General features: G+C 72.1%; 19 protein-coding genes. 8 read left to right on the top strand and 11 right to left on the bottom strand.

Annotated elements, in window-relative coordinates:
• Positions 1 to 45: 45 nt before the first annotated feature.
• The 3 genes from ACZ5FU_RS18580 to ACZ5FU_RS18590 form a co-directional block, all read right to left on the bottom strand.
• A complete protein-coding gene (locus ACZ5FU_RS18580; protein WP_451781339.1) occupies positions 46 to 624 on the bottom strand; it encodes a hypothetical protein in 579 nt (192 codons plus the stop codon).
• 202 nt (positions 625 to 826) lie between these two features.
• Positions 827 to 1,726, bottom strand: coding sequence for a tRNA (adenine-N1)-methyltransferase (locus tag ACZ5FU_RS18585; protein WP_451527898.1), 900 nt, complete (start codon positions 1,724 to 1,726; stop codon positions 827 to 829).
• Between the two features lie 50 nt (positions 1,727 to 1,776).
• Entirely contained in the window at positions 1,777 to 3,417 is a 1,641-nt protein-coding gene (locus ACZ5FU_RS18590; protein ID WP_469045550.1) for a site-2 protease family protein, read from the bottom strand.
• Positions 3,418 to 3,590: 173 nt separating this feature from the next.
• Between ACZ5FU_RS18590 and ACZ5FU_RS18595 the strand changes: the two genes are divergently transcribed.
• Together ACZ5FU_RS18595 and ACZ5FU_RS18600 are read left to right on the top strand one after the other, a co-directional pair.
• Positions 3,591 to 4,586 (top strand): RecB family exonuclease, encoded by a 996-nt coding sequence (locus ACZ5FU_RS18595; RefSeq protein ID WP_451527896.1) that lies wholly within the window; start codon positions 3,591 to 3,593, stop codon positions 4,584 to 4,586.
• A 163-nt stretch (positions 4,587 to 4,749) separates the two neighbouring features.
• Complete coding sequence (locus tag ACZ5FU_RS18600; protein WP_037670515.1) at positions 4,750 to 5,421, top strand: response regulator; 672 nt, start codon at positions 4,750 to 4,752, stop codon at positions 5,419 to 5,421.
• A 251-nt stretch (positions 5,422 to 5,672) separates the two neighbouring features.
• On the opposite strand, the gene ACZ5FU_RS18605 is transcribed toward ACZ5FU_RS18600, so the two are convergent.
• The 3 genes from ACZ5FU_RS18605 to metH form a co-directional block, all read right to left on the bottom strand.
• The gene (locus tag ACZ5FU_RS18605) at positions 5,673 to 7,280 is read right to left on the bottom strand and encodes an ABC transporter substrate-binding protein (protein WP_451527895.1); all 1,608 of its coding nucleotides are present in this window, start codon (positions 7,278 to 7,280) and stop codon (positions 5,673 to 5,675) included.
• 466 nt (positions 7,281 to 7,746) lie between these two features.
• The gene (locus tag ACZ5FU_RS18610; protein WP_451527894.1) at positions 7,747 to 8,445 is read right to left on the bottom strand and encodes an HAD family hydrolase; all 699 of its coding nucleotides are present in this window, start codon (positions 8,443 to 8,445) and stop codon (positions 7,747 to 7,749) included.
• A gap of 126 nt (positions 8,446 to 8,571) precedes the next feature.
• Positions 8,572 to 12,093 carry a methionine synthase gene (gene metH, locus ACZ5FU_RS18615; RefSeq protein WP_451527893.1) on the bottom strand — a complete coding sequence of 1,174 codons (3,522 nt, stop codon included), beginning with the start codon at positions 12,091 to 12,093 and terminating at the stop codon, positions 8,572 to 8,574.
• Between the two features lie 317 nt (positions 12,094 to 12,410).
• Between metH and ACZ5FU_RS18620 the strand changes: the two genes are divergently transcribed.
• The 5 genes from ACZ5FU_RS18620 (at position 12,411) to ACZ5FU_RS18640 (ending at position 19,013) form a co-directional block, all read left to right on the top strand.
• Entirely contained in the window at positions 12,411 to 13,175 is a 765-nt protein-coding gene (locus ACZ5FU_RS18620) for an IclR family transcriptional regulator (RefSeq protein ID WP_451527892.1), read from the top strand.
• 442 nt (positions 13,176 to 13,617) lie between these two features.
• Entirely contained in the window at positions 13,618 to 14,412 is a 795-nt protein-coding gene (locus tag ACZ5FU_RS18625) for an MIP/aquaporin family protein (protein ID WP_451527891.1), read from the top strand.
• A 78-nt stretch (positions 14,413 to 14,490) separates the two neighbouring features.
• On the top strand, positions 14,491 to 16,029 hold the full coding sequence (gene glpK / locus ACZ5FU_RS18630; protein WP_451527890.1) for a glycerol kinase GlpK: 1,539 nt from the start codon (positions 14,491 to 14,493) through the stop codon (positions 16,027 to 16,029).
• Positions 16,030 to 16,047: 18 nt separating this feature from the next.
• Positions 16,048 to 17,664 carry a glycerol-3-phosphate dehydrogenase/oxidase gene (locus tag ACZ5FU_RS18635; protein WP_468840248.1) on the top strand — a complete coding sequence of 539 codons (1,617 nt, stop codon included), beginning with the start codon at positions 16,048 to 16,050 and terminating at the stop codon, positions 17,662 to 17,664.
• 413 nt (positions 17,665 to 18,077) lie between these two features.
• The gene (locus ACZ5FU_RS18640; RefSeq protein WP_451527888.1) at positions 18,078 to 19,013 is read left to right on the top strand and encodes a PAC2 family protein; all 936 of its coding nucleotides are present in this window, start codon (positions 18,078 to 18,080) and stop codon (positions 19,011 to 19,013) included.
• Between the two features lie 138 nt (positions 19,014 to 19,151).
• Here the strand turns inward: ACZ5FU_RS18640 and mshC are convergent, their stop codons facing one another.
• The 4 genes from mshC to ACZ5FU_RS18660 form a co-directional block, all read right to left on the bottom strand.
• Positions 19,152 to 20,381, bottom strand: coding sequence for a cysteine--1-D-myo-inosityl 2-amino-2-deoxy-alpha-D-glucopyranoside ligase (gene mshC, locus ACZ5FU_RS18645; protein ID WP_451779694.1), 1,230 nt, complete (start codon positions 20,379 to 20,381; stop codon positions 19,152 to 19,154).
• A gap of 161 nt (positions 20,382 to 20,542) precedes the next feature.
• A complete protein-coding gene (locus ACZ5FU_RS18650; protein ID WP_451527886.1) occupies positions 20,543 to 21,376 on the bottom strand; it encodes an SCO1664 family protein in 834 nt (277 codons plus the stop codon).
• Entirely contained in the window at positions 21,340 to 21,930 is a 591-nt protein-coding gene (locus ACZ5FU_RS18655) for a DUF3090 domain-containing protein (protein WP_451527885.1), read from the bottom strand. The genes ACZ5FU_RS18650 and ACZ5FU_RS18655 overlap by 37 nt, the downstream gene beginning before the upstream one ends.
• A gap of 88 nt (positions 21,931 to 22,018) precedes the next feature.
• On the bottom strand, positions 22,019 to 22,705 hold the full coding sequence (locus ACZ5FU_RS18660; protein ID WP_451527884.1) for a histidine phosphatase family protein: 687 nt from the start codon (positions 22,703 to 22,705) through the stop codon (positions 22,019 to 22,021).
• A 61-nt stretch (positions 22,706 to 22,766) separates the two neighbouring features.
• Here ACZ5FU_RS18660 and corA point away from each other — a divergent pair, with 61 nt between their 5' ends.
• Positions 22,767 to 23,777, top strand: coding sequence for a magnesium/cobalt transporter CorA (corA, locus tag ACZ5FU_RS18665; protein ID WP_451527883.1), 1,011 nt, complete (start codon positions 22,767 to 22,769; stop codon positions 23,775 to 23,777).
• A gap of 90 nt (positions 23,778 to 23,867) precedes the next feature.
• On the opposite strand, the gene ACZ5FU_RS18670 is transcribed toward corA, so the two are convergent.
• Complete coding sequence (locus ACZ5FU_RS18670; RefSeq protein WP_469045551.1) at positions 23,868 to 24,656, bottom strand: ferritin-like domain-containing protein; 789 nt, start codon at positions 24,654 to 24,656, stop codon at positions 23,868 to 23,870.
• Positions 24,657 to 24,810 lie beyond the last annotated feature (154 nt).

A 24,810-nucleotide genomic window follows, 5' to 3' on the forward strand; every position in this document is an offset into this window, starting at 1 on the left:
GAGGGTGACGGCTGTCCGGTTCCTCACGGCGGCCGGTGGCCGGGTTCAGACGCTGTGGCTGGCGGCGGGTGTCGAGCGGACGAAGGCGTGGTCCCGCCATCGCCACTCGGCGCTCTCCTCGACGTCCGGGCAGCAACTGGGCACGTCGGCCGAGGAGTAGCCGAGGTAGTCGGCGAGGACGGTGCGGTCGCCGACGGACAGGGCGGTGACGGTACGGCGTTCCGCGGGGTCGATCAGGGTGGCGACGACCCGGGGGGTCGTGGTGCCGGCGGCCCGGGTGAGGACGTAGACGCCGTCGGGCGGGGTTCCCATGGGGGCGTCGCAGTGGACGGCGGCGACCGTTTCCGGTCTGCCGTCGCCGTCGAGGTCCCCGGAGGCCTTCTTCATCACCAGTGCCTTCACCGGGCCGCACTCGATCGGGAAGTCGACGCCGGTGGTGGCCGGGGCGGCCGCGGTGACGGGTGCGGGGGCCGCGCCGGGGGTGCTCGCCTGGGCGGCGGTCGCGGGGCCGGGCTGGAGCACCGAGGACAGGGCGACGACACCGGCGACGGCGGTGGCCGTCGCGACCCAGTGGATGGGCCGGGTGTGAGTGTGCGCCAGTTCCGGGACGGCGGATTGCTGCACGAGGAGCGTCTCCTGTGAGGGCTGTGCCGGTGGGGGTGGCCTGCATCGTGCCACACGTCACAGTGCGGGGAACAGGGGGGTCCTCGTTCCCGGTCGGCGTCCTGCGGGTGGTGTCAAACCGACGGTGCCGTGGCGCAGTTCCCGCGGGTTCGCGGGAACTGCGCCACGGCACGAGTTCGTTGGTGCGGTGTCGGGGCGACGGTCAGCGGGTGCCGCCGTCGGCGTTGGGGCCGGTGTAGTCCTCGCCGTAGGCGCCCTTGGCGGGGCGGCGGCGGCGCATCGGCGGTTCGACGCCGTCGGCGAGGCGGCGGGCGGTGAGGAGGAAGCCGGTGTGGCCGATCATGCGGTGGTCCGGGCGGACGGCCAGGCCCTCGACGTGCCAGTTGCGGATCATCGTCTCCCAGGAGGTCGGCTCGTTGAAGGAGCCGATCTCGCGGATGGACTCGACGGTCCGGGCGAGCTGGGTGGTGGTGGCCACGTAGCAGCACAGGATGCCGCCGGGGACGAGTGCCTTGGAGACGGCCTCCAGGCATTCCCAGGGGGCGAGCATGTCGAGGATGACGCGGTCGACGTCGGTGTCGCTGAGGTTGTCCTGGAGGTCGCCGACGGTGAGCTGCCAGGCGGGGTGCGGGCCGCCGAAGTAGCGTTCCACGTTCTGCCGGGCGATGTCCGCGAAGTCCTCGCGGCGCTCGTAGCTGTGCAGCATGCCCTGGTCGCCGATGGCGCGCAGCAGGAAGCTGCTGAGCGAGCCGGAGCCGACGCCGGCCTCGACGACGCGCGCGCCGGGGAAGATGTCGGCGAAGGCGAGGATCTGCCCCGCGTCCTTGGGGTAGACCACGGCGGCGCCGCGGGGCATGGACAGGACGTAGTCGGGGAGCAGGGGGCGCAGCGCGAGGTAGGCGACGTTCCCGGTGGTGCGGACGACGCTGCCCTCGGGAGCACCGATCAGTTCGTCGTGCGGGAAGGAACCCTTGTGGGTGTGGAAATTCTTCCCGGCCTCGAGCGTGAACGTGTAGTGGCGGCCCTTGGGGTCGGTCAGCTGAACCTGGTCCCCGACCTTGAAGGGCCCGCGCCTGCGGGCGGCACCGGTCGGTTCGGACATGTGAACAGCCTACCGGGGTTCGCGGGGGCCGCCGACCACGGGGGTCGTGGCTAGGAGGGCCTGGCCATGGCCTTCACGAAGGCGCGCTCCACGTCGGCCGCGGAGAGGACGCCGTAGATCTCGCCGGTCTCCTCGACGACCAGGTATTCGGTGGCGGGGGTGGCGCGCAGGGCGTCCAGGAGGTCCTCGCCGGCGAGTTCGGCGGAGACCCGCATGCCTTCGGTGAGGTCCTGGGCGAGGCCGCTGACCGCGACCCAGGGGCGGCGATGTTCGGGTACGCCGACGATGGCGGCCTCGCGGACCAGGGAGAGGGGTTCGCCGTGGGCGTCGACGACGACCAGGGCGCGGGCGCCCGCGTCGTTGGCCCGGCGCAGGGCTTCGGAGAGGGGGGTGTTCGTCTCGACCGGGACCGCGCGGCGGGTGAGCTTGCGGGCGCGCAGTTCGGGGAGGTGTTCGCGCAGGCGGGCCATGCGCAGGCTGTTGCCGGCGCCGGTCCAGATGATGGCGGCGAGGATGGCGGCGAGCAGGGCGTCCAGGACGGTGTCCATGCCGACGCTGTCCTCGGCCTGGGAGCCGAGCGCCCCGGACTGGGTGAGGAGGGGGAGGCCGATCAGGACGGAGACGGCGAGGGCGCGGCCGACCCAGGCGGCGGCCACGGTGCCGGTCATGGGCTTGCCGGTGATCTTCCAGACGACGGCGCGGAGCATGCGGCCGCCGTCGAGCGGGAGTCCCGGCAGGAGGTTGAAGGCGGCCACGATGAGGTTGGAGACCATCAGGCCGGCCAGCAGGACGCCGGGGACGGTACCGGGCTCCACGGTCCGCATGGCGAGGTGGAAGAGGCCGGCGAGCGCCAGGGAGAGCAGGGGGCCGACGAAGGCCAGCACGAATTCCCGGCCGGGGGTCTCGGCCTCCTTCTCGATCTCGGAGACGCCGCCGAAGAACTGGAGCTGGATGCGGCGGACCGGGAGTTTGAAGCGGAGGGCGGCGACGGTGTGCGCCAGTTCGTGGACGAGGACGGAGGCGTAGAAGGCGACCGCGAAGAAGAGGGCGACGAGGTAGCGGGCGGCGCCCAGCTCGGGCAGTACGCGGTCGAGCTGGCCGCCGAACACCCAGGTGATCAGGGCGGCGACCAGGAACCAGCTGGGGGCTACGTAGACGGGGACGCCGAAGGGGCGTCCCATCAGCAGGCCGCCGCGGGACTCCGGGGGGCGCGGGGGGCGGCGGCCCTTGGCGGGGGCGGCGCCGAGGGCGGGGGTGCCGTGGGCGTGGGGGCGGTCGGGGTGGAGGTCGTGGCCGTCCGGGGTCCGGCGGTCCGCCGGGTCCGGGGTGCTCCCGGGGTCCGTCGCGGCGGGCTCGGTCGCGGTGGGCTCCGCCGCGGCCGGTCCCGTCGCGGTGGGCTCCGCCGCGGCCGGTCCCGTCGCGGCGGGCTCCGCCGCGGCCGGTCCCGTCGTCCGCCGGTCCGTCCCGGCGTGCTCGGTCTCCCGCCGCTGCCGGTCCTCGCGCTCCTGCCGGGCCTCGTGGGCCCTCTCGTTCGCCGCCGCCTCCGCGGGGCCCGCCTGCCGCTGCGCGGAGGTGTCGTCGGTCTCGGCGGCGGTCTCCTCGCCGGCGGCCGGGGGCGCAGGTGTCACGTGGTGCTCGGCCGACTCTTCGCTGCCCGGCCGCGGCCGCCCGCTCCCGCCGCTTTCCACCACGGTGTCCCCTCGTTGGTTGCGACTCCCGCTCCTGCCGGGCGGGAAGGTCTGGGACCGATGGTATGCGTCCGCCGGGACGCGTCCGGCTCCGGCACCCCTGGTGTTTTCACCGCCGGCGTCCCGGCGTCGGCGGTGTGGGGTCGCTGTCGGTGGCGGGCCGTAAGGTCTGTGGCATGGAGAGCAGCAGCGAGGGTGTCGCCCGGTCCGGCGTCGGGGACGGCGTGGGGGGTCCGCCGGGGGCGGCGGCCGGGGAGACGGCCGTGGCGGCGGTGCGGGCCGCCGGGCGGAAGGCCGCCGGTGGGAGGGCCGCCGTCCCGACGGCGCCCGCCTCGCTGTCGCCGTCGCGTGCCGGGGACTTCATGCAGTGTCCGCTGCTGTACCGGTTCCGGGTGATCGACCGGCTGCCGGAGAAGCCGAGCGCGGCGGCCACCAGGGGCACGCTGGTGCACGCGGTGCTGGAGCGGCTGTTCGACGCGCCGGCCGCGGAGCGGACCGCGCCGCGGGCCAGGTCGCTGGTCCCCGGCCAGTGGGACCGGCTGCGCGAGTCCCGGCCGGAGGTCATGGAGCTGTTCGCCGACGATCCCGAGGGCGAGCGGATGGCCGGCTGGCTGGCCGAGGCCGAGCGGCTGGTCGAGCGGTGGTTCACGCTGGAGGACCCCACGCGGCTGGAGCCCGCCGAGCGGGAGCTGTTCGTGGAGACCGAGCTGGAGTCGGGGCTGAGGCTGCGCGGGATCATCGACCGGGTCGACGTGGCCCCCACCGGCGAGGTGCGGATCGTCGACTACAAGACGGGCAAGGCGCCCCGGCCCGAGTACGCCGAGGGCGCGCTGTTCCAGATGAAGTTCTACGCGCTGGTGGTGTGGCGGCTGAAGAAGGTCGTCCCCCGCCGGCTGCAGCTGGTGTACCTGGGCAGCGGTGACGTGCTGACGTACGACCCGGTGCGCGCCGATCTGGAGCAGGTCGAGCGCAAGCTGCTCGCGCTGTGGGAGGCGATCCGGCTCGCGACGGAGACGGGCGACTGGCGGCCTCGTCCGACGAAGCTGTGCGGGTGGTGCGACCACCAGGCGCACTGCCCGGAGTTCGGCGGCACTCCCCCGCCCTATCCGCTGCCGGTGCGGTCGGCCGGGGCTCCGTCCGCGGCCGCGGACGGGGGTACGGCTCCGGCTTAGGGCCTCTCGTTCGGATCATGCCGGGCTCGCGGGCCCCGGCACCGCACCCCGCTCCCCGATCCGGCCCGATCCGAACGAAAGGCCCCAGGGCGTCGGTGAGGGCGGCCGGGTCCGGCGTCGGCGCGCAGGGCAGAATGGGGCCGGACTACCGAAGGAGACTCACGTGGCCATCCGTGTCCTACTGGTCGACGACCAGCCGCTGCTGCGCACCGGCTTCCGGATGATCCTGGAGGCGGAGCAGGACATCGCGGTGGTCGGTGAGGCCGGTGACGGCCTCCAGGCCCTCGACCAGGTGCGGGCCCTGCAGCCCGATGTGGTGCTGATGGACATCCGCATGCCCCGCATGGACGGGGTGGAGGCGACGCGGCAGATCACCGGGCCGGGCCGGGACGGACCGGCGAAGGTGCTGGTGCTGACGACCTTCGACCTCGACGAGTACGTGGTGGAGGCGCTGCGCGCCGGGGCGAGCGGGTTCCTGCTCAAGGACGCGCCGGCCAACGAACTGGTGCAGGCGATCCGGGTGGTGGCGGCCGGCGAGGCGCTGCTCGCGCCGAGCATCACCCGGCGGCTGCTCGACAAGTACGCCACGCATCTGCCCTCGGGCGACGAACCGGTGCCGGACACGCTGCACACGCTCACCGACCGCGAGGTCGAGGTGCTCAAGCTGGTGGCGCGGGGGCTGTCGAACGCGGAGATCGCCGCGGACCTGTTCGTCAGCGAGACGACCGTGAAGACGCACGTCGGGCATGTGCTGACCAAGCTGGGCCTGCGCGACCGGGTGCAGGCCGCGGTGTACGCCTACGAGAGCGGTCTGGTGCGTCCCGGGGCGCAGTAGCGCCGGTCCCGGGACGCACGGACGCGGGGGGGCGCCCCTTCCTGACAAGGGGCGCCCCCCCGCGTCCGTGCGGGCCTCTCGGCCGGGGGCGTCACCGGTGGTGCGGCCGTCCCGCGGCGTCCGGCAGGCCGGTGGCCGGCCCCGCCACGACGGGCGGGACCGGCCACCGGTCGCGCGTGCTCAGGTGCGGTTCCTCCGCGCCGTGCCGGTGCTCGCGGGGCCGTCGTGGACGGCCCCCGACGAGGAGTCCGTCACTCGCTGACGCCGCGGGAGAGCTCCCACAGCTGGAGGGTGGCGGAGGAGTTCAGCACGTAGGCGGTGCCCGTGACGTCGTCGCGGGAGGCGACGTACTGCTTGCCCTGCCACAGCGGCAGCACGGGGACGTCCTCGGCGACGATGTCCTGAATCTCCGTCAGCGTCTTGCCGGCCGACAGGCGGTCGGCCTCGCGACGGGACTCGGGGATGAGCTTGTCGATGACCTCGCTGTTCTGGTACGGCGAGTTGAGGAAGTTGTCCTTGTCGAGGAACGGCGCGATGTAGCTGTCGCCGTCGGCGAAGTCGGGGAACCAGCCCATGCCCCAGACGTCGTACTCGCCCTTGCGCTCGGCCGGGACGAAGGTCTCCCAGGCGGTGCCCTCGATGGAGACGTCGAACAGGCCGCTGTCGTCGAGCTGCTTCTTCAGCAGCTCGAACTCCTTCTTCGTGGCCGGACCGTAGTGGTCGGTGGTGTAGTGCAGCGTCAGCTTCACCGGGGTGGTGATGTCGGCCTTGGACAGCAGGTTCTTGGCCTTGCCGACGTTGGGGTCGCCGTACTTGTTGAAGAACGAGTTGGAGTGGCCGGTGACGGAAGCCGGGACCAGCGAGTAGAGGGGCTCGGCCTGGGAGCCGTACACGTCGGTGACGAGCTGGCCGCGGTTGACGATCTGGGCCATGGCCTGGCGGACCGCCTTGTCCTTCACCGTCGGGGCGGTGGTGTTGAAGGCGAGGTAGCGGATCTCGAGGCCGGCCAGTTCGACGATGTCGACACTGCTGTCGGAGGAGGCGTCGGAGAGCTCCTGGATCTGCTCGGGCGACATGGTGCGGGTCATCACGTCGATGTCGCCCTTGTCGATGGCCTTGCCCATCTCCTCGGCGTCCGCGAAGGAGACCATCTCGACCTTGTCGTTCTTCACCTCGAGGGCCCCCTTGTAGTCGGGGTTCTTGGTGAAGACGGCGCGGGTCATCTCGTCGCCGTCGGTCTCGGCCTTGAGGGTGTACGGGCCGGAGCCGTCGACCTCGAAGCCGTTGCGCAGCTTGCCCTTGTCGTAGTTGTCGGGGTTGACGATGCCGGCGACCGGGGTCGACAGCTTGAAGGGGAAGGTGGCGTCGGCGGTGTTGAGGTGGAAGATGACTTCGTTGTCACCCTTCGCCTCGACGGTGTCGATGGTCGACAGCAGGGCGAAGACGCCGGAGTCGGCCTTGATGGCGCGGGCGCGGTCGATGGAGAACTTGACGGCCTCGGCGGTGACGGGGTCGCCGTTGGCGAACTTCAGGTCCTTGCGGAGCTTGCAGGCGTAGCGCTCGTTGCCGGTGTCGGTGAAGCCGCAGCTCTCGGCGGCCTCGGGGACGGGGTCGCCCTCCCCCTTGGGCTGGATCATCAGGGTCTGCACGGTCTGGCGCAGGATGTTCCAGGTGCCGACGTCGTAGGAGTACGCCGGGTCGATGGGCGCGGGGGCGTCCTTGGTGGCGGTGAACCGGTCCGTGGTGCCCACGACGATGGCGCCGCCGCTGCCGCTGCCGCTGTCGGACCCACCACAGGCGGCGAGCACGGGCGCGAGCAGACCTGCCACGGCCGGCAGCACCAAAGTCTTGCGGTTCATGCTCGAGTTTCTCCAGAGCTGTCAGGTCCGTGTACCCGGCATGCAGGGGTGTTGCGGCGGATCACGGGGGTAGGGGCGAGGTTCTCGCGACGAGATTAGTCCGCACCCGCAGGACAGTTCACAGCCGCCGGAGCCGAAAGCTCATCACGGAGCGAAACCGGGCGTGGACGCACCGAAAACCCGACAGCGGAATGATTCGTGCAGCGCCATATGAACCGGGACACAAGGGCCTGCCCGCACCCCCCGGGCAGGGGGGAACTGCATAACGGAACGCCTTCGTCCAGACCTTCGGGCGTGGCGAAGCTCACAGATCCGGCGACAGTCGCGTGCGGGTGAATTCGGCCGTCCGTGGCGGGATGAATTCACCGCGCGAGCACGCGCCGAATTCCCCGCTATCGGCGGTGCACGCTGGGTGAACACCTCTCGCATTTCTGTCATCGGCGATCACGGTTGATCTCCTCGGCGATCATTCGAGCGGCATCAGGCCGCGCAGGAATGTCAGGTCGACCTGTTCCAGTGAGGAGACGACGGTGCGCCGGTGGGCCGGGGCGATGGGCGCCACGGAGGGTACGGCGACGACGTGGCAGCCCGCCGCCTCGGCCGCGGCGACCCCGGTCGCGGTGTCCTCGACGACGGCGCATCTGCCCGGGTCCACGCCCAGGCCGGCGGTGGCGTACAGATAGGGGTCGGGGTGCGGCTTGGTGCGCGGGACCTCGTCGCCGGCCACCGTCAGCGCGAAGTGCCGGGGGCCCAGCGTGGTCAGGACGCGGTCGATGATGCGCCGGTGCGAGGCGGAGACGAGGGCCGTCGGGATCTCGTGCGCCGCCAGTTCGGCCAGCAGCCGGGCGGCTCCCGGCATCAGAGGCAGGTCGCGTCCGATGCGCCGCTCGAAGCCCTCGTTGAGCAGGACGCTGAGTTCGGCGAGGGTGATGTCGGCGCCGGTCGCCTCGATCAGGAATCCGGCACTGCGGCTCATGGGGCCGCCGACGACGACATGGCGCCAGGACTCGTCGAGGGTGTGGCCGAGCCCGGCGAAGACCTCGGCCTCGACGTCCCACCAGAACCCCTCGGTGTCCACCAGGGTGCCGTCCATGTCCAGGAGCACCGCCTGAAGGGCCGAGCCTTCGGCCGTGCGGGTTCCGAGCGCGGGGACCGTGCTGGTCATCCACGTACCTCCTCGAGGGACGAGCAGGCCGGTTCCCCCGGGGGAACCGGCCTGCAGTGGACCGACCAGTGTACGACTCGTCCGATCGATGTGCGGAGCGGGGTGCGCCGGACGGTGTCCGGAGCCTCACCGTGCGTTGAAGTACTTCGCCTCCGGGTGGTGGATCACGATGGCGTCCGTGGACTGCTCGGGGTGCAGCTGGAACTCCTCGGAGAGGTGGACGCCGATCCGCTCGGGCCGCAGCAGCTCGGCGATCTTGGCGCGGTCCTCCAGGTCGGGGCAGGCGCCGTAGCCGAGGGAGAAGCGGGCGCCGCGGTACTTGAGGGCGAACATCTCCTCGACGTGGGCCGGGTCCTCGCCGGCGAATCCGAGTTCCGACCGCACGCGCGCGTGCCAGTACTCGGCGAGGGCCTCCGCGAGCTGGACGGACAGGCCGTGCAGTTCGAGGTAGTCGCGGTAGGAGTTCGACTCGAAGAGCTTGGCGGTCTCCTCGCCGATGCGGGAACCGACGGTGACGACCTGGAAGCCGACCACGTCGGTCTCCCCCGACTCCTCCGGGCGGAAGAAGTCGGCCAGGCAGAGGCGGCGGCCGCGGCGCTGGCGGGGGAAGGTGAAGCGGGTGCGCTCGTTGCCCTGCTCGTCCAGGACGATCAGGTCGTCGTCCTTGGAGACGCAGGGGAAGTAGCCGTGGACGACGGCGGCCTCGAGCAGGTTCTCGGTCTGGAGCCGGTCCAGCAGTCCGCGCAGCCGCGGCCGGCCCTCGGTCTCGACGAGTTCCTCGTACGTGGGGCCGTCGCCGGTGCGGGCCTGCTTGAGGCCCCACTGGCCCTTGAAGAGGGCGCCCTCGTCGAGCCAGGAGGCGTACTCCTTCAGCTGGATGCCCTTGATGACGCGGGTGCCCCAGAACGGCGGGGTGGGGACGGGGTTGTCGGTGGCGACGTCGGAGCGGACGTGCCCCTCCTGCGGGTGCTCGTCGACCTCGACGGCGGTGGCGCTCGCGCGGACCCGGCGCTGTCTGAGCTCGGGCAGCGCGGCGCCGGGGACGCCCCGCTTGACGCCGATGAGGGCGTCCATCAGGCGCAGGCCCTCGAAGGCGTCGCGGGCGTAGCGGACCTCGCCCTCGTAGACCTCGTGCAGGTCCTGTTCGACGTAGGAGCGGGTCAGGGCGGCGCCGCCGAGGATGACGGGGTAGTTCGCCGCCAGGCCGCGCTGGTTGAGCTCCTGCAGGTTCTCCTTCATGATCACCGTGGACTTGACCAGGAGTCCGGACATGCCGATGACGTCGGCGCGGTGCTCCTCGGCGGCTTCGAGGATCGCGGAGACCGGCTGCTTGATGCCGAGGTTGACGACGGTGTAGCCGTTGTTGGACAGGATGATGTCGACGAGGTTCTTGCCGATGTCGTGGACGTCGCCGCGGACGGTGGCCAGCACGATGGTGCCCTTGCCCTCCTCGCCCTCGACCTTCTCCATGTGGGGTTCGAGGTGGGCGACCGCGGTCTTCATGACCTCGGCCGACTGCAGGACGAACGGCAGCTGCATCTGGCCGGAGCCGAACAGCTCGCCGACGACCTTCATGCCGTCCAGGAGGGTCTCGTTGACGATCTCCAGGGCGGGGCGGGTCGTGAGGGCCTCGTCGAGGTCGGCCTCCAGTCCGTTGCGCTCGCCGTCGATGATGCGGCGCTTGAGGCGCTCGTCCAGCGGCAGGGCGGCCAGTTCCTCGGCGCGGCCCGCCTTGAGGGACTTGGTGGTGGCGCCCTCGAACAGGGCCATGAGCTTCTGGAGGGGGTCGTAGCCCTCGCTGCGGCGGTCGTGGATGAGGTCGAGGGCGGTGGTGACCTCCTCCTCGGTGAAGCGGGCGATCGGGAGGATCTTGGACGCGTGCACGATCGCCGAGTCCAGGCCGGCCTTGACGCACTCGTCGAGGAAGACCGAGTTGAGCAGGACGCGGGCGGCCGGGTTGAGGCCGAAGGAGATGTTCGACAGGCCCAGCGTGGTCTGGACGTCGGGGTGGCGGCGCTTGAGCTCGCGGATCGCCTCGATCGTGGCGACGCCGTCCTTGCGGGACTCCTCCTGACCGGTGCAGATGGTGAAGGTCAGGGTGTCGATGAGGATGTCCTCCTCGCGGATGCCCCAGTTCCCGGTGAGGTCGTCGATGAGCCGTTCGGCGATCTCGACCTTCTTCTCGGGGGTGCGGGCCTGGCCCTCCTCGTCGATGGTGAGGGCGATCAGCGCGGCGCCGTGCTCCTGGGCCAGCCGGGTGACCTGGGCGAAGCGGGACTCGGGGCCGTCGCCGTCCTCGTAGTTGACGGAGTTGATGACCGCCCGGCCGCCGAGCTTCTCCAGGCCGGCCCTGACGACCTCGACCTCGGTGGAGTCCAGGACGATCGGCAGGGTGGAGGCGGTGGCGAAGCGGCCGGCGAGTTCCTCCATGTCGGCGACGCCGTCGCGGCCGACGTAGTCCACGCACAGGTCGAGCATGTGGGCGCCTTCGCGGATCTGTTCGCGGGCGATCTCCACGCAGTCGTCCCAGCGGCTCTCCAGCATGGCCTCGCGGAACTTCTTGGAGCCGTTGGCGTTGGTGCGCTCGCCGATGGCCAGGTAGGCGGTGTCCTGGCGGAAGGGGACGTTCTGGTAGAGCGAGGCGGCGCCGGGTTCGGGGCGGGGGTCGCGGGCCGCGGGGGCGAGACCGCGCACGCGCTCGACGACCTGGCGAAGGTGCTCGGGGGTGGTGCCGCAGCAGCCGCCGATCAGGGAGAGGCCGTAGTCGCGGACGAAGTTCTCCTGGGCGTCCGCCAGCTCGGGGGCCGTGAGCGGGTAGCTGGCGCCGTCCTTGCCGAGCACCGGCAGGCCCGCGTTCGGCATGCAGGCCAGCGGGACGCGGGCGTTGCGGGCCAGGTAGCGCAGGTGCTCGCTCATCTCGGCGGGGCCGGTGGCGCAGTTCATGCCGATCATGTCGATGCCGAGCGGTTCCAGGGCCGTCAGGGCGGCGCCGATCTCGGATCCGAGCAGCATGGTGCCGGTGGTCTCCACGGTGACGGAGACGACGAGCGGCACGTCGAGTCCGGCGTTGCGGCGGGCGCGCTGGGCGCCGAGCACGGCGGCCTTGGTCTGGAGCAGGTCCTGGGTGGTCTCGACGATCAGGGCGTCCGCGCCGCCGGCGAGGAGTCCTTCGGCGTTCTGCTGGTAGGCGTCGCGCAGGGTGGTGTAGGCGACGTGCCCGAGCGTGGGCAGCTTGGTGCCGGGGCCGATCGAGCCGAGGACCCAGCGGGTGCGGCCGTCGCGCGCGGCGAAGGAGTCCGCCGTCTCGCGGGCGATGCGGGCGCCCGCCTCGGACAGTTCGTGGACCCGCTCGGGGATGTCGTACTCGGCCATGGCGGCGAAGTTCGCGCCGAAGGTGTTCGTCTCCACGCAGTCCACGCCGGCGGCGAAGTACTCCTCGTGCACCGAGCGCACGATGTCGGGCCGGGTGACGTTCAGGATCTCGTTGCAGCCCTCGAGATTCTGGAAGTCCTCCAGGGTGGGGTCCTGGGCCTGGAGCATCGTGCCCATCGCTCCGTCGGCCACCACCACTCGGGTGGTGAGGGCCTCGCGGAGCTCGGACACACGGGTCCGGCTGTCGGCGGAAGGGGTCGGCGGCACAGAGGCCATGTAAGGGCTCCCTCGGGTGCGACGGCTGTCGGCTTCACGGCGCCCGGTGGCCGCTCCCGGACCGTCCCGCGGGATCGGTCGGGGAGCCTCCCGTGGCGGGCGCTCGCGGCCAGCGTAGCCGGGACGGGGGGCTTATGGTCAGGGCGTCCACGAGACGGACCGGTATCCGCTCCGTGGCCGGCCGGGGGCGTGTGGGGCGACGGGAATCGACCGACTGTTGGCGGGAGGTCGACATCGACCGGTAGTGTTCGACAATGCCGAACGACGGCAGCACTGGCTGCGCGTGAACGGTTGAAGGGGACGGAGGCGGAACGGCGATGGCACGGAACATCCAGTCGCTCGAAAGGGCGGCCGCGATGCTGCGACTGCTCGCGGGCGGTGAGCGGCGGCTGGGCCTGTCGGACATCGCCTCGGCCCTGGGCCTGGCCAAGGGCACCGCCCACGGCATCCTGCGCACCCTCCAGCAGGAGGGTTTCGTGGAACAGGACGACGCCTCCGGCCGTTACCAGCTGGGCGCGGAACTGCTGCGCCTGGGCACCACCTACCTGGACGTCCACGAGCTGCGCGCGCGTGCCCTGGTGTGGACGGACGACCTGGCCCGCTCCAGCGGCGAGAGCGTCCACCTGGGGGTGCTGCACCAGCAGGGCGTGCTGATCGTGCACCACGTCTTCCGGCCCGACGACAGCCGGCAGGTCCTGGAGATCGGGGCCATGCAGCCGCTGCACTCGACGGCCCTGGGCAAGGTGCTGTCGGCGTACGACCCGGTGGCGCACAGCGAGGCCCTGGAGGCCGACCGCAAGCCGTTCACCGAACGCACGGTGTGCGAGCCGGAGGACTTCGAGCAGCTCCTCGACCTCACGCGCGCGCGGGGGTACGCGGCGGACGTCGAGGAGACCTGGGAGGGTGTCGCCTCCATCGCCGCGCCCATCCACGACCGGCGGCGCATGCCGGTGGGGGCGGTCGGCATCACCGGCGCCGTGGAGCGCGTGTGCCGGGACGGCGAGGTGCGGACCGAGCTGATCGCGGCCGTACGGGACTGCGCCCGCGCCGTGTCGCGTGACCTGGGCGCCGCACGGTTCTGAGAGCCGGACGGGAGCGCACCGGGACGCCGCACGGCGTTCCGGTCGTCGTCGTGCCCGTGCGGGGCGGAGCGGGCCGTACGGGACGCGACCGGGACGGGCGAAGGGCGCCGGGCCGTGCCCGGCGGGACGGGCCGCCCGTGCCGCGCCGCGGCCGGTGGGGCCGTGCGGGGCGCGCCGCCGCGGCGGGCGGGGCCGCGCCGTCCGGACCGGCGGACGCCCGCGATCAATAACGATCGCACTTTCGATAACAGGACTCTTGACGCACTCGCGACACCGGGCAAGACTCCCGTCCATCGGTCGGCATTGTCGAACACCTACCGGCAATACGCGTTAGAGTGTGACGACGCCAAGGGCCGACACCGCTCTCATCCCCGAGGGCAAGCTCGAACTCCCGGAGGGACCCGGGGTTCGGTCCCCTGGACGAAGGACAAAGGAGTCGCGGGTGTCCAGCTCCGACATCTTCATCGGCGAGACCATCGGTACCGCCATACTCATCCTGCTGGGCGGCGGAGTCTGCGCCGCCGTCACGCTGAAGGCCTCCAAGGCCCGCAACGCCGGCTGGCTCGCCATCGCCTTCGGGTGGGGCTTCGCCGTTCTGACGGCGGTCTACACCTCGGCACCGCTGTCGGGTGCCCACCTGAACCCGGCCGTGACCCTGGCGCTCGCGATCAAGGACGGCGGCTGGGGCGACGTGCCGGTCTACTGGGCAGGTCAGCTGCTCGGCGCCGCCATCGGCGCGGCCCTGGTGTGGGTCGCCTACTACGGCCAGTTCCAGGCGCACCTCACCGACCGGGAGATCGTCGGCGGCCCGGGTGCGCAGGCCACGACGACCAAGGCCGTCGAGGCCCAGGAGAAGGGGGCCGGCCCGGTGCTCGGCGTCTTCTCCACGGGCCCGGAGATCCGCAACGTGGTGCAGAACCTCGCCACGGAGATCATCGGCACCGTCGTGCTGGTGCTCGCCATCCTCACGCAGGGCCTGAACGACAAGGGCAACGGCCTCGGCACCCTGGGCGCGCTGATCACCGCGCTCGTGGTCGTCTCGATCGGCCTGTCCCTCGGCGGTCCGACCGGTTACGCGATCAACCCGGCCCGCGACCTCGGCCCGCGCATCGTGCACGCCCTCCTGCCCCTGCCCAACAAGGGCGGTTCCGACTGGGGCTACGCCTGGATCCCGGTGGTCGGTCCGCTGATCGGCGGAGCGATCGCCGCAGGTCTCTACAACGTCGCATTCGCTTAGGAACATGAGCTTCACGCCGCACCCCGAGCGCGCGCCGTACGTACAGCCCCTCAACCACGGAACCTCCAGGAGCACACTGTGACCGACGCCCACACCGCCGGCCCGTTCATCGCCGCGATCGACCAGGGCACCACCTCCTCGCGCTGCATCGTCTTCGACCGCGACGGCCGGATCGTCTCCGTCGACCAGAAGGAGCACGAGCAGATCTTCCCGAAGCCGGGCTGGGTCGAGCACGACGCCACCGAGATCTGGACCAACGTCGAGGAGGTCGTCGCCTCCGCCATCGCGAAGGCCGGCATCACCCGCGACGACATCAAGGCCATCGGCATCACCAACCAGCGCGAAACCACGCTGCTGTGGGACAAGAACACCGGTGAGCCCGTCCACAACGCCATCGTCTGGCAGGACACCCGCACCGACGCCCTGTGCCGCGAACTCGGCCGCAACGTCGGCCAGGACCGCTTCCGCCGCGAGACCGGCCTGCCGCTGGCCTCCTACTTCGCCGGCCCGAAGGCCCGCTGGCTGCTCGACAACGTCGAGGGCCTGCGCGAGCGCGCCGAGGCCGGGGACATCCTGTTCGGCACCATGGACAGCTGGGTCATCTGGAACCTGACCGGCGGCGTCAACGGCGGCCGGCACGTCACCGACGTCACCAACGCCTCGCGCACCATGCTGATGAACCTGCACACCCTGGAGTGGGACCCGAAGATCGCCGAGTCCATCGGCGTCCCGCTGGCGATGCTCCCGGAGATCCGCTCCTCCGCCGAGGTCTACGGCGAGATCACCGGTGGCAAGCTGGGCGATCTGCTCGGCGGCATCCCGGTCGCCTCCGCGCTCGGCGACCAGCAGGCGGCCCTGTTCGGCCAGACCTGTTTCGCCGAGGGCGAGGCCAAGTCGACGTACGGCACCGGCACGTTCATGCTGATGAACACCGGTGACAAGATCATCAACTCGTACTCCGGCCTGCTGACGACCGTCGGCTACCGCATCGGCGACGACAAGCCGGTCTACGCCCTGGAAGGCTCCATCGCCGTCACCGGTTCGCTGGTGCAGTGGATGCGCGACCAGATGGGCCTGATCTCCACCGCCGCCGAGATCGAGACCCTCGCGCTGTCGGTCGAGGACAACGGCGGCGCCTACTTCGTGCCGGCCTTCTCCGGCCTGTTCGCCCCCTACTGGCGTCCCGACGCCCGCGGGGTGATCGCCGGCCTCACCCGGTACGTCACCAAGGCGCACCTGGCGCGCGCCGTCCTGGAGGCGACCGCCTGGCAGACCCGTGAGATCAGCGACGCCATGACCAAGGACTCCGGCGTCGAGCTGGCGGCCCTCAAGGTCGACGGCGGCATGACCTCCAACAACCTGCTGATGCAGACCCTCTCGGACTTCCTGGACGCGCCCGTCGTGCGTCCGATGGTCGCCGAGACGACCTGCCTCGGCGCCGCCTACGCCGCCGGCCTCGCCGTCGGTTTCTGGACCAGCACCGACGATCTGCGCGCCAACTGGCGACGGGCCGCCGAGTGGACCCCCCGCATGGACGCGGAGACCCGCGACCGTGAGTACAAGAGCTGGCTCAAGGCCGTCGAGCGGACCATGGGCTGGATCGCCGACGAAGACTGACGAGGAGTAAGAACCGCAATGACCACCGAGTCCACCCTGAAGTCCGTGCCTGCCCTGGGTACGCGCCCGGCCTCCGGCTCGAACCCGAGCCGCGCCGAGACCCGGGAGCAGCTCGCCAAGGCGTCGTACGACCTCCTCGTGATCGGCGGCGGCATCCTGGGCATCTCCACCGCCTGGCACGCCGCGCAGTCCGGCCTCAGGGTGGCAGTGGTCGATGCCGGCGACTTCGCCGGCGCCACGTCCTCCGCCTCCTCCAAGCTGCTCCACGGCGGTCTGCGCTACCTGCAGACCGGCGCGGTGAAGCTGGTGGCGGAGAACCACTTCGAGCGCCGTGCGGTGTCCCGCCAGGTGGCCCCCCACCTGGCGAACCCGCTCACCTTCTACCTCCCCGTGTACAAGGGCGGGCCGCACGGCGCGGCGAAGCTCGGGGCGGGCGTCTTCGCCTACTCCGCCCTGTCGGCCTTCGGCGACGGCGTGGGTCACCTGCTGTCGCCGGCCAAGGCCCGGCAGGACGTGCCCGAGCTGCGCACCGACAACCTCAAGGCCGTGGCCGTGTACGGCGACGACCAGATGAACGACGCCCGGATGGCGCTGATGACGGTGCGCGCGGCCGTCGAGGCGGGCGCGGTGGTGCTCAACCACGCCGAGGTGACCGGGCTGCGCTTCACCAAGGGCCGGGTGACGGGCGCCGAGCTGCGCGACCGTCTCTCCGGCGACGAGTTCGGCGTCAACGCCCGGCTCGTGCTCAACGCCACGGGGCCGTGGGTGGACCACCTGCGGCGGATGGAGGACCCGGACGCCGCGCCGTCGATCCGGCTGTCCAAGGGCGCGCACCTGGTCCTGAAGCGGACGTCCCCGTGGAAGGCCGCGCTGGCGACCCCCATCGACAAGTACCGGATCACCTTCGCCCTCCCCTGGGAGGACATGCTGCTGCTCGGCACGACCGACGAGGTGTACGAGGGCGACCCGGCCGACGTCGCGGTCACCGAGAAGGACACCGCGCAGATACTCGACGAGGCCGCGTTCTCCATCCGCGACCAGCAGCTCGACCGTGATCTGATCACGTACGCGTTCGCCGGTCTGCGGGTGCTGCCGGGTGGTCCCGGCGACACCGCGAAGGCCAAGCGGGAGACGGTGGTGACCGAGGGCAGGGGCGGGATGCTGTCGGTGGCGGGCGGCAAGTGGACGACCTTCCGGCACATCGGGCGGACGGTCATGCAGAAGCTGCAGGTGCTGCCGGGCCACCCGCTCGGCGACGACTTCGAGCCGGTCTCCGCACTGCCCAAGAAGCTGCCGCTGCCGGGGGTCGCCAACCCGCGCGCGGTCGCCCACCGGCTGCTCGTCGACCACCCGGCGCCGGGGCCGCGCATGGCGGCCGACACCGCCAGGCACCTGGCCACGCACTACGGTTCGCTGGCCTTCGACATCGCCCGGCTGGCGAACGAGAACCCGGAGCTGGGCGAGCGCGTGCACCCCGACGCCCCGGAGATCTGGGCGCAGGTCGTGTACGCCCGGGACCACGAGTGGGCCGAGACGCAGGACGACGTGCTGCGCCGCCGCACGACCCTGACGATCCGCGGTCTGGCCACGGACGAGGTCCGCGCGAAGGTGCAGGACCTGCTCGACGGGAAGTAGCCGCCACGACGGCGAAGGGACGGTTCCTCGGTGAGGGGCCGTCCCTTCGCCGTGGCGGGAGGAGACCGGTCGTCCGCGCCGGGCGCCACGCCCTCGGTGGCGGAACTCGTCGCCCGCGACGTGGAGTTCCGCCGGGGCGTCGTGCGCGGTGCCGGCGACTCGGTGTCGTGCTCCCTCCTCGAGGGCCTGTCCGGGCCCAGCGCGCGGGCCCGGATCGCGGGCGGCGGTGCGCATCGCGAGCGTCGGACGGTGGCCGGGGGCGGGCCTTCGCTCGGCGTCCCGCGCGGGGTGTCCGGGGGTGGTGAACGGGGCAGTGATCCGTTCACCGGCCCGCGCGAGGGGGCTGCGGGCGCCCCCGCCGGACGCCGTAAGGTTGTGTGGTCAGGCGAGGGCACGTCGGAAGGAGGCGCTGGGTGATCGAGCTCGAGGGGGTTCCCGAGCTGATCGACCCGGTCATGGTGGCCGCGTTCGAGGGCTGGAACGATGCCGGCGACGCCGCTTCCACCGCGGTCGCGCACCTGGAGCGGGAATGGAAGGGCGAGGTGTTCGCGGCGCTGGACGCCGAGGACTACTACGACTTCCAGGTGAACCGGCCCACGGTGTGGATGGACGACGGGGTGCGCAAGATCACGTGGCCGACGACGAGGTTGTCGGTGGTGCGCGTCGGCGGCGACAAGCCGCGCGACCTGGTGCTCGTGCGCGGCATCGAACCGTCCATGCGCTGGCGCTCGTTCTGCAACGAGCTGCTCGGCTTCGCGCACGAGCTGGGCGTGGAACTGGTCGTCGTCCTGGGCGCCCTGCTGGGCGACACCCCGCACACCCGTCCGGTGCCGATCAGCGGGACCACGTCCGACGCGGACCTGGCCCGGCGCATGGACCTGGAGGAGACGAAGTACGAGGGCCCCACGGGCATCGTCGGGGTCCTCCAGGAGGCGTGCACGCACGCGGGTGTGCCGGCGGTCAGCCTCTGGGCCGCCGTACCGCACTACGTGTCGCAGCCGCCGAACCCGAAGGCCACGCTGGCTCTCCTGAACCGGCTGGAGGACCTGATCGACGTGCGCATCCCGCTGGGCGAGCTGCCCGAGGACGCGCGCGCCTGGCAGGTGGGGGTCGACCAACTGGCCGCGGAGGACAGCGAGGTCGCGGAGTACGTCCAGACGCTGGAGGAGGCCCGTGACACCGCGGAGCTGCCGGAGGCCTCGGGTGAGGCGATCGCCCGGGAGTTCGAACGGTATCTGCGGCGCCGGGACGGCGGCGGGCCGCCCGGCCCCGGCGAGCGGACGCGGCCGCCGAGGCCTCCGAGGCCGGGCGGGGACGGCGCCGACGGGGACGACCCGCCGGAGGACTGAGCGGATCGTCGGCCCACGGCCGGCGGAGCGGTGACGGACGCTCACTCCCCTTCGCACGACGGGCCGTCCGGATCCCGACACACGACCGGGGTGCCCCCTCCACGGGAGGGGGCACCCCGGTCGTTCCGTTCCGGTGGGCTACAGCGCCACGCCCAGCAGCGCGTCCACCGCCCGCGACACCACGCCGGGCGCGCCGGCGTCCGTACCGCCCCGCTCCTGCTGGAGCGCGGCCCAGCGGTCGACGGCGGCCAGCGCGGCGGGGGCGTCCAGGTCGTTCGCCAGGGCCGCGCGGACCTCGTCCACCAGGGCCTCGGCGGGCGGGCCGTCGGGCCGGGAGACGGCCGCGCGCCAGCGTCCGAGCCGGTCCACGGCGTCCTGGAGGACCTGGTCGGTCCATTCCCAGTCGGCCCGGTAGTGGTGGGCGAGCAGGGTGAGCCGGATCGCGGCCGGGTCGACGCCGTCCTGGCGCAGCTTCGAGACGAAGACGAGGTTGCCCTTGGACTTGGACATCTTCTCGCCGTCCAGCGCGACCATGCCGGCGTGGACGTAGGCCTTGGCCATGGGGAACTCGCCGGTGAGCACCTGGGCGTGCGAGGCGCCCATCTCGTGGTGCGGGAAGGCGAGGTCGGAGCCGCCGCCCTGCACGTCGAAGCCCATGCCGAGGTGGTCCAGGGCGATGGCCACGCACTCGATGTGCCAGCCGGGCCGTCCGCGGCCCAGCGAGCCGCCGTCCCAGCTGGGCTCGCCCTCGCGGGCCGCCATCCACAGCATCGGGTCGAGCGGGTTCTTCTTGCCGGGACGGTCCGGGTCCCCGCCGCGCTCGGCGGACAGCAGCCGCATGGCGGCGGCGTCCAGGCCGGAGACCTTGCCGAAGTTCGGGTCGGACCCGACGGAGAAGTAGACGTCCCCCTCGAGTTCGTAGGCGGCGCCGAGTTCCCGCAGCCGCTCGACGAGCGGGACGATGCCGGGTATGGCCTCGACGGCGCCTATGTAGTGCCGCGGCGGCAGCATCCGCAGGGCCGTCATGTCCTCGCGGAAGAGGGCCGTCTCCTTCTCGGCGAGGGCGACCCAGTCGAGGCCGTCCCGCTGCGCGCGCTCCAGGAGCGGATCGTCGACGTCGGTGACGTTCTGGACGTAGTGAACCTGCCGCTTGGTGTCGAGCCACACGCGCTGAACCAGGTCGAACGCGTTGTAGGTCGCCGCGTGACCCATGTGGGTCGCGTCGTACGGCGTGATGCCGCAGACGTAGATACGGGCGACGGGACCGGGGTCGAGGCTGACGAGGCCGCCGGTCGCGGTGTCGTGAATCCTCAGGTCGCGGCCCTGACCAGGCAGGGCGGGGACCTCGGAAGCGGGCCAGGCATGCATGTCACGAGCCTAACCGGAGGGATCCGCCGGGTACGAACCGGAGCGGGCCGGATGACCGGGAAGGCGCTCTTGCGCCGCTCCGTCCCGCGTGCCGGGGCGGCCGCGGCGGGACGGGACCGGCCCGGCGGTGCCGGCACCGGGCGGCACCGGGCGGCACCGGGCTATACCGGTGGCCAGGGGATGGCGGGCCAGTCGCCGCCGGGCTCGGGGTGCCTGCCGGACTCCAGCAGCGCTCCGACACGCGCGCGCGTGGCGTCGACCTCGGCCGGGGTGACGAGCTCGGCCAGGGTGGCCGTCAGCGCCCCGCCCGCCTCCAAGGCGCCCTGGAGACCCTTGAGCACCTCGACGGCCTCCCCGGTCAGGGGCTCCCCCGCCCAGCCCCACAGGAGGGTGCGCAGCTTGTCCTCGGCGTTGAAGGTGACGCCGTGGTCGATGCCGTAGAGCCGCCCGTCGGCGGTGGGCAGCAGGTGGCCGCCCTTGCGGTCGGCGTTGTTGATGACCGCGTCGAGGACGGCGAGCCGGCGCAGCCGCTCGTCGTCGGCGTGCACCAGCAGCGCGGTCCGCCCCTCGCCGGCCTCGGCGAGGCCGATCGCCCTCCAGCCCGGCCCGGGCTCCTCGGCGTCGACCAGGGCGAGGAGTTCGGCCTGCGGGAACACCTCGATCCACAGCTGGCACATGCCCTCGCCGTACGGCCCGTCGCGCAGCACGGTCGGCGGGACGAGCCCCCAGCCGGTCGCCTCGGAGACCGCGTACGCGGCGACCTCCCGCTGGGCGAGGGTGCCGTCGGGGAAGTCCCACAGGGGCCTCTCGCCGGCGACCGGTTTGTAGACGCAGGCCGCCTCGCGGCCCTCGTGCGCGACGGTGCAGTACAGGGCCGCGTTGGACGCCTCCCGGATGCGGCCGCGCACGGTCAGCTCGCCTCGCGCGAGCAGGTCGGCGTCGGCCCGGCCGGTGGTCGTCACGCCCCGCGGCGGTATCCGTTCTGGCGCGGACATACGTGTCCCTCCGGGTCGAGCGGCAGACTGCACAGCGGGCACGGGGGCCGGCCGGCGTTGACGACGTCGAGGGCACGCTTGGCGAAGGCTCTGGCCTGCGCGCCGGTGAGGCGGACCCGCAGCATCGGGGGCCCGTTCTCCTCGTCCTGGAGCAACCGCTCCTCGGCCTCGGCGAGATCCTCGTCGGTCTCGGCGTCGAGTTCCACGAGGGCCTGCGCCTCGACGATCATGAGCTGTTCCTCGCCGTCCCAGGCGAGGGCCATCGTGCCGACCCGGAACTCCTCCTCGACGGGGGTGTCGAGGGGAGCGGAGTCGGCTGCTTCGGTGGGTGCGACGGCGGGCACCGCGGCACTTCCGCCGCTACGGCGTACGACCTCGTCCAGCAGCTCGTCCATGCGCTCGGCGAGCGCGGCGACCTGGGTCTTCTCCAGGGCCACGCTGGTCACCCGGGAGCCGGCCGTGGCCTGGAGGAAGAAGGTACGGCGCCCGGGCAGTCCGACCGTACCGGCCACGAAGCGGTCCGGGGGGTCGTAGAGGAACACCTGACGGGACACGTCCTGTCTCCATGGGGATCGTGGGTACGGAACGTCCACGCGTGAACGCGCGCGCATGTGGACCGCTTCACCCTACTGCGGCCGACGATCACGGTGCGCCCGCATCGCCCCCGACCGTGGCGTCCTGCGGCGGGGGCTCCTCGCGCGGCACGAGGGAGGCGAAGTCACCGGTGTCGCCGAGGCGTACGAGGAAGGGGCGCAGCCGGGTGTGGCGGATCACCGTGACGGAACAGGGTTCGACGGAGATCCGCTGGAAGAGGTCGAGATGCAGTCCCAGCGCGTCCGCGACGAGCGACTTGATGATGTCGCCGTGCGAGCACATGAGGTAGACGGCGTCGGGGCCGTGGTCGCGCTCCACGCGCGCGTTCCACTCGCGCACCGCCTCGGCGGCGCGGGTCTGCATGGCCCGCATGGACTCGCCGCCGGGGAAGGCGGCCGCCGAGGGGTGCGCCTGGACGACCTCCATCAGCGGGTCGTCCTTCAGCTCCGCGAGCTTGCGTCCGGACCAGTCGCCGTAGTGGGCCTCCCCGATCCGCTCGTCGGAGTGGACGGGCAGGCCGGGGCGGGCGTCGAGCAGGGGCCGGACCGTCTCCTGGCAGCGCTGCAGCGGGCTGGCGACGACCTCGGCGATCGGCAGGCCCTCGAGCCTGGCCGGCAGCGCGGCGGCCTGTGCGGCGCCGCGCTCGTCGAGGGCGACGCCGGGCGTCCAGCCGGCGAGCACTCCGGAGGTGTTGGCGGTGGACCGACCGTGCCGGACCAGGATCAGCGTGGGCATGCCGCCCAGGGTAGGGGTACTCCTGGGGGCACGGGGAACCGCGGAAGGGAGAAAGTAGTTCGTGATCGTCGACTGCGCCATCTATCGGGACGGGCACCGGGCGGAGGGCCCGCAGGACTTCTCCGACGCGCTGGACGAGGCGCGGGCGGCGGGCGGCTTCGTCTGGATCGGGCTGCACGAGCCCACCGAGAAGGAGTTCGCCCACGTCACGCAGGAGTTCGCGCTGCACCCGCTGGCGGTGGAGGACGCCCTGAAGGCCCACCAGCGGCCCAAGCTGGAGGTGTACGACGATTCGCTGTTCCTGGTGCTGAAACCGGTGGTGTACGAGCCGGAGAGCGACGCCGTGTCCTCCGGGGAGGTCATGGTCTTCCTCGGCGACTCCTTCGTGCTGACCGTCCGGCACGGCGAGGGCGCGCCCCTCGCGGCGGTGCGGCGGCGGCTGGAGCACGAGCCGGAGATGCTGGCGAAGGGGCCGACGGCCGTGGTCTACGCGATAGCCGACGCCACCGTCGACCACTACCTGGAGGTGGCGACGGAGCTGCAGACCGACCTGGAGGAGCTGGAGACGGAGGTGTTCTCGCCGGACGGCGGCGGGTCGCGCAACACGGCCTCCCGGATCTACACCTTCAAGCGGCAGGTGCTGGAGTTCCGCCGGGCCACGGTGCCGCTGGCGCCCCCGGTGTCCCGGCTGGCCGGCGCCGGAGGGTCCGGGGCGGGACCGTCCGCGGCGGGACTGCCGTTCGTGAACGACAAGGCTCGGCCCTTCTTCCGGGACGTCGGGGACCACCTCTCACGCGTGAACGAGTCCGTGGAGGGCCTGGACCGGCTGGTGTCGGACATCCTCTCGGCGCACCTGGCGCAGATGAGCGTCCGGCAGAACGACGACATGCGGAAGATCTCCGCGTGGGCGGCCATGGCCGCGATCCCCACCATGATCGCGGGGATCTACGGCATGAACTTCGAGCACATGCCGGAGCTGCACTGGACCTGGTCGTATCCGGCGGTGATCGCGGTCATGGCCGTCCTGGAGGTGGTCCTGTACCGGACGTTCAAGCGACGGGGGTGGCTGTAGGGGGCGGGAGTGGCCGCGGCGGGGCGGGGGCGCGCCGCGCGCGGGTGCCGTGCCGCGCGGTGCGGGCGCCGCACGCGCGGGGCCCGTCGCTCAGGCGAACTCGGCGGCCGGGGTGGCCGGGCCGCCCAGGGCGTCGCGGCGTTCGGGCATGCTCAGGGTGACCATGCGGTGCCAGCCCGCCAGCCGCTCCCACGCGTACACGGCGTGGATGCCGGCGGCGAGGAGGGCCGCCTTGGGCCGGGACCAGCCGAGGATGCGGCCCATGTGGGACATCACGGCCAGGCTGACGTCGCGGTAGACGCGGATCTCCGCGAGCGCGGACTCGCGCAGCGTGCGCTGGATCACGCGGCCGTGCCCCGCGCGCGCGAGACGCAGCAGCTCCTCGTGGCAGTAGGCGAGGTGGTTGTCCTCGTCGTGGGAGATCATCCGCACCGCGCGGCCGATGTCGGGGTGGTCGGCGAAGTGCTTGCGCAGCAGCTCCATCTGCTCCGAGGCGCGCTGTTCGGTGACCCGGCTGTGGGCGAGGTAGGCGACGACGTCCCGCACGGTGAGCGGCAGGTCGGCCTCGAGCCGGTCGTGGGCGAGGCCGATGCCGCCGCGCTCCAGGAGCATCGTGTAGTCGGTGTCGGGCGGGACCGGGACGGCCTCGAGACCGCGCTTGCCCAGCAGGGCGTTGAAGATCCGCCCGTGTTTGTCCTCGTCGGCGCCGTGCCGGGCGATCTTGGGAGCGAGGTCGCGCTGGTCCGGCGGGACGAGCGCGGCGATCCGCGCGTTCTCCCAGCCGCCCTGCGACTCCCCGCTCGCGGCGATGGAACAGAACAGCCGGAAGGACTCGTCGTCGTCCAGGATCTCCTGGAACAGGCTCTTGGCCGAAAGCATCGTGAGACACCTCTCTGCGTCCCGGGGGATTCCGCAGGCTCCGCGCAGAACGAGTCAAGTGCGGAGGGGAAAGCGCTGCAACAGCTGTGCCGGAACGACTGCGCCGAACGGATGAGCCGAGAAGCTCGCGCGGGAGGCGTAACCGCGCGCGCCG

Source organism: Streptomyces sp. NPDC031554, assembly GCF_055580685.1.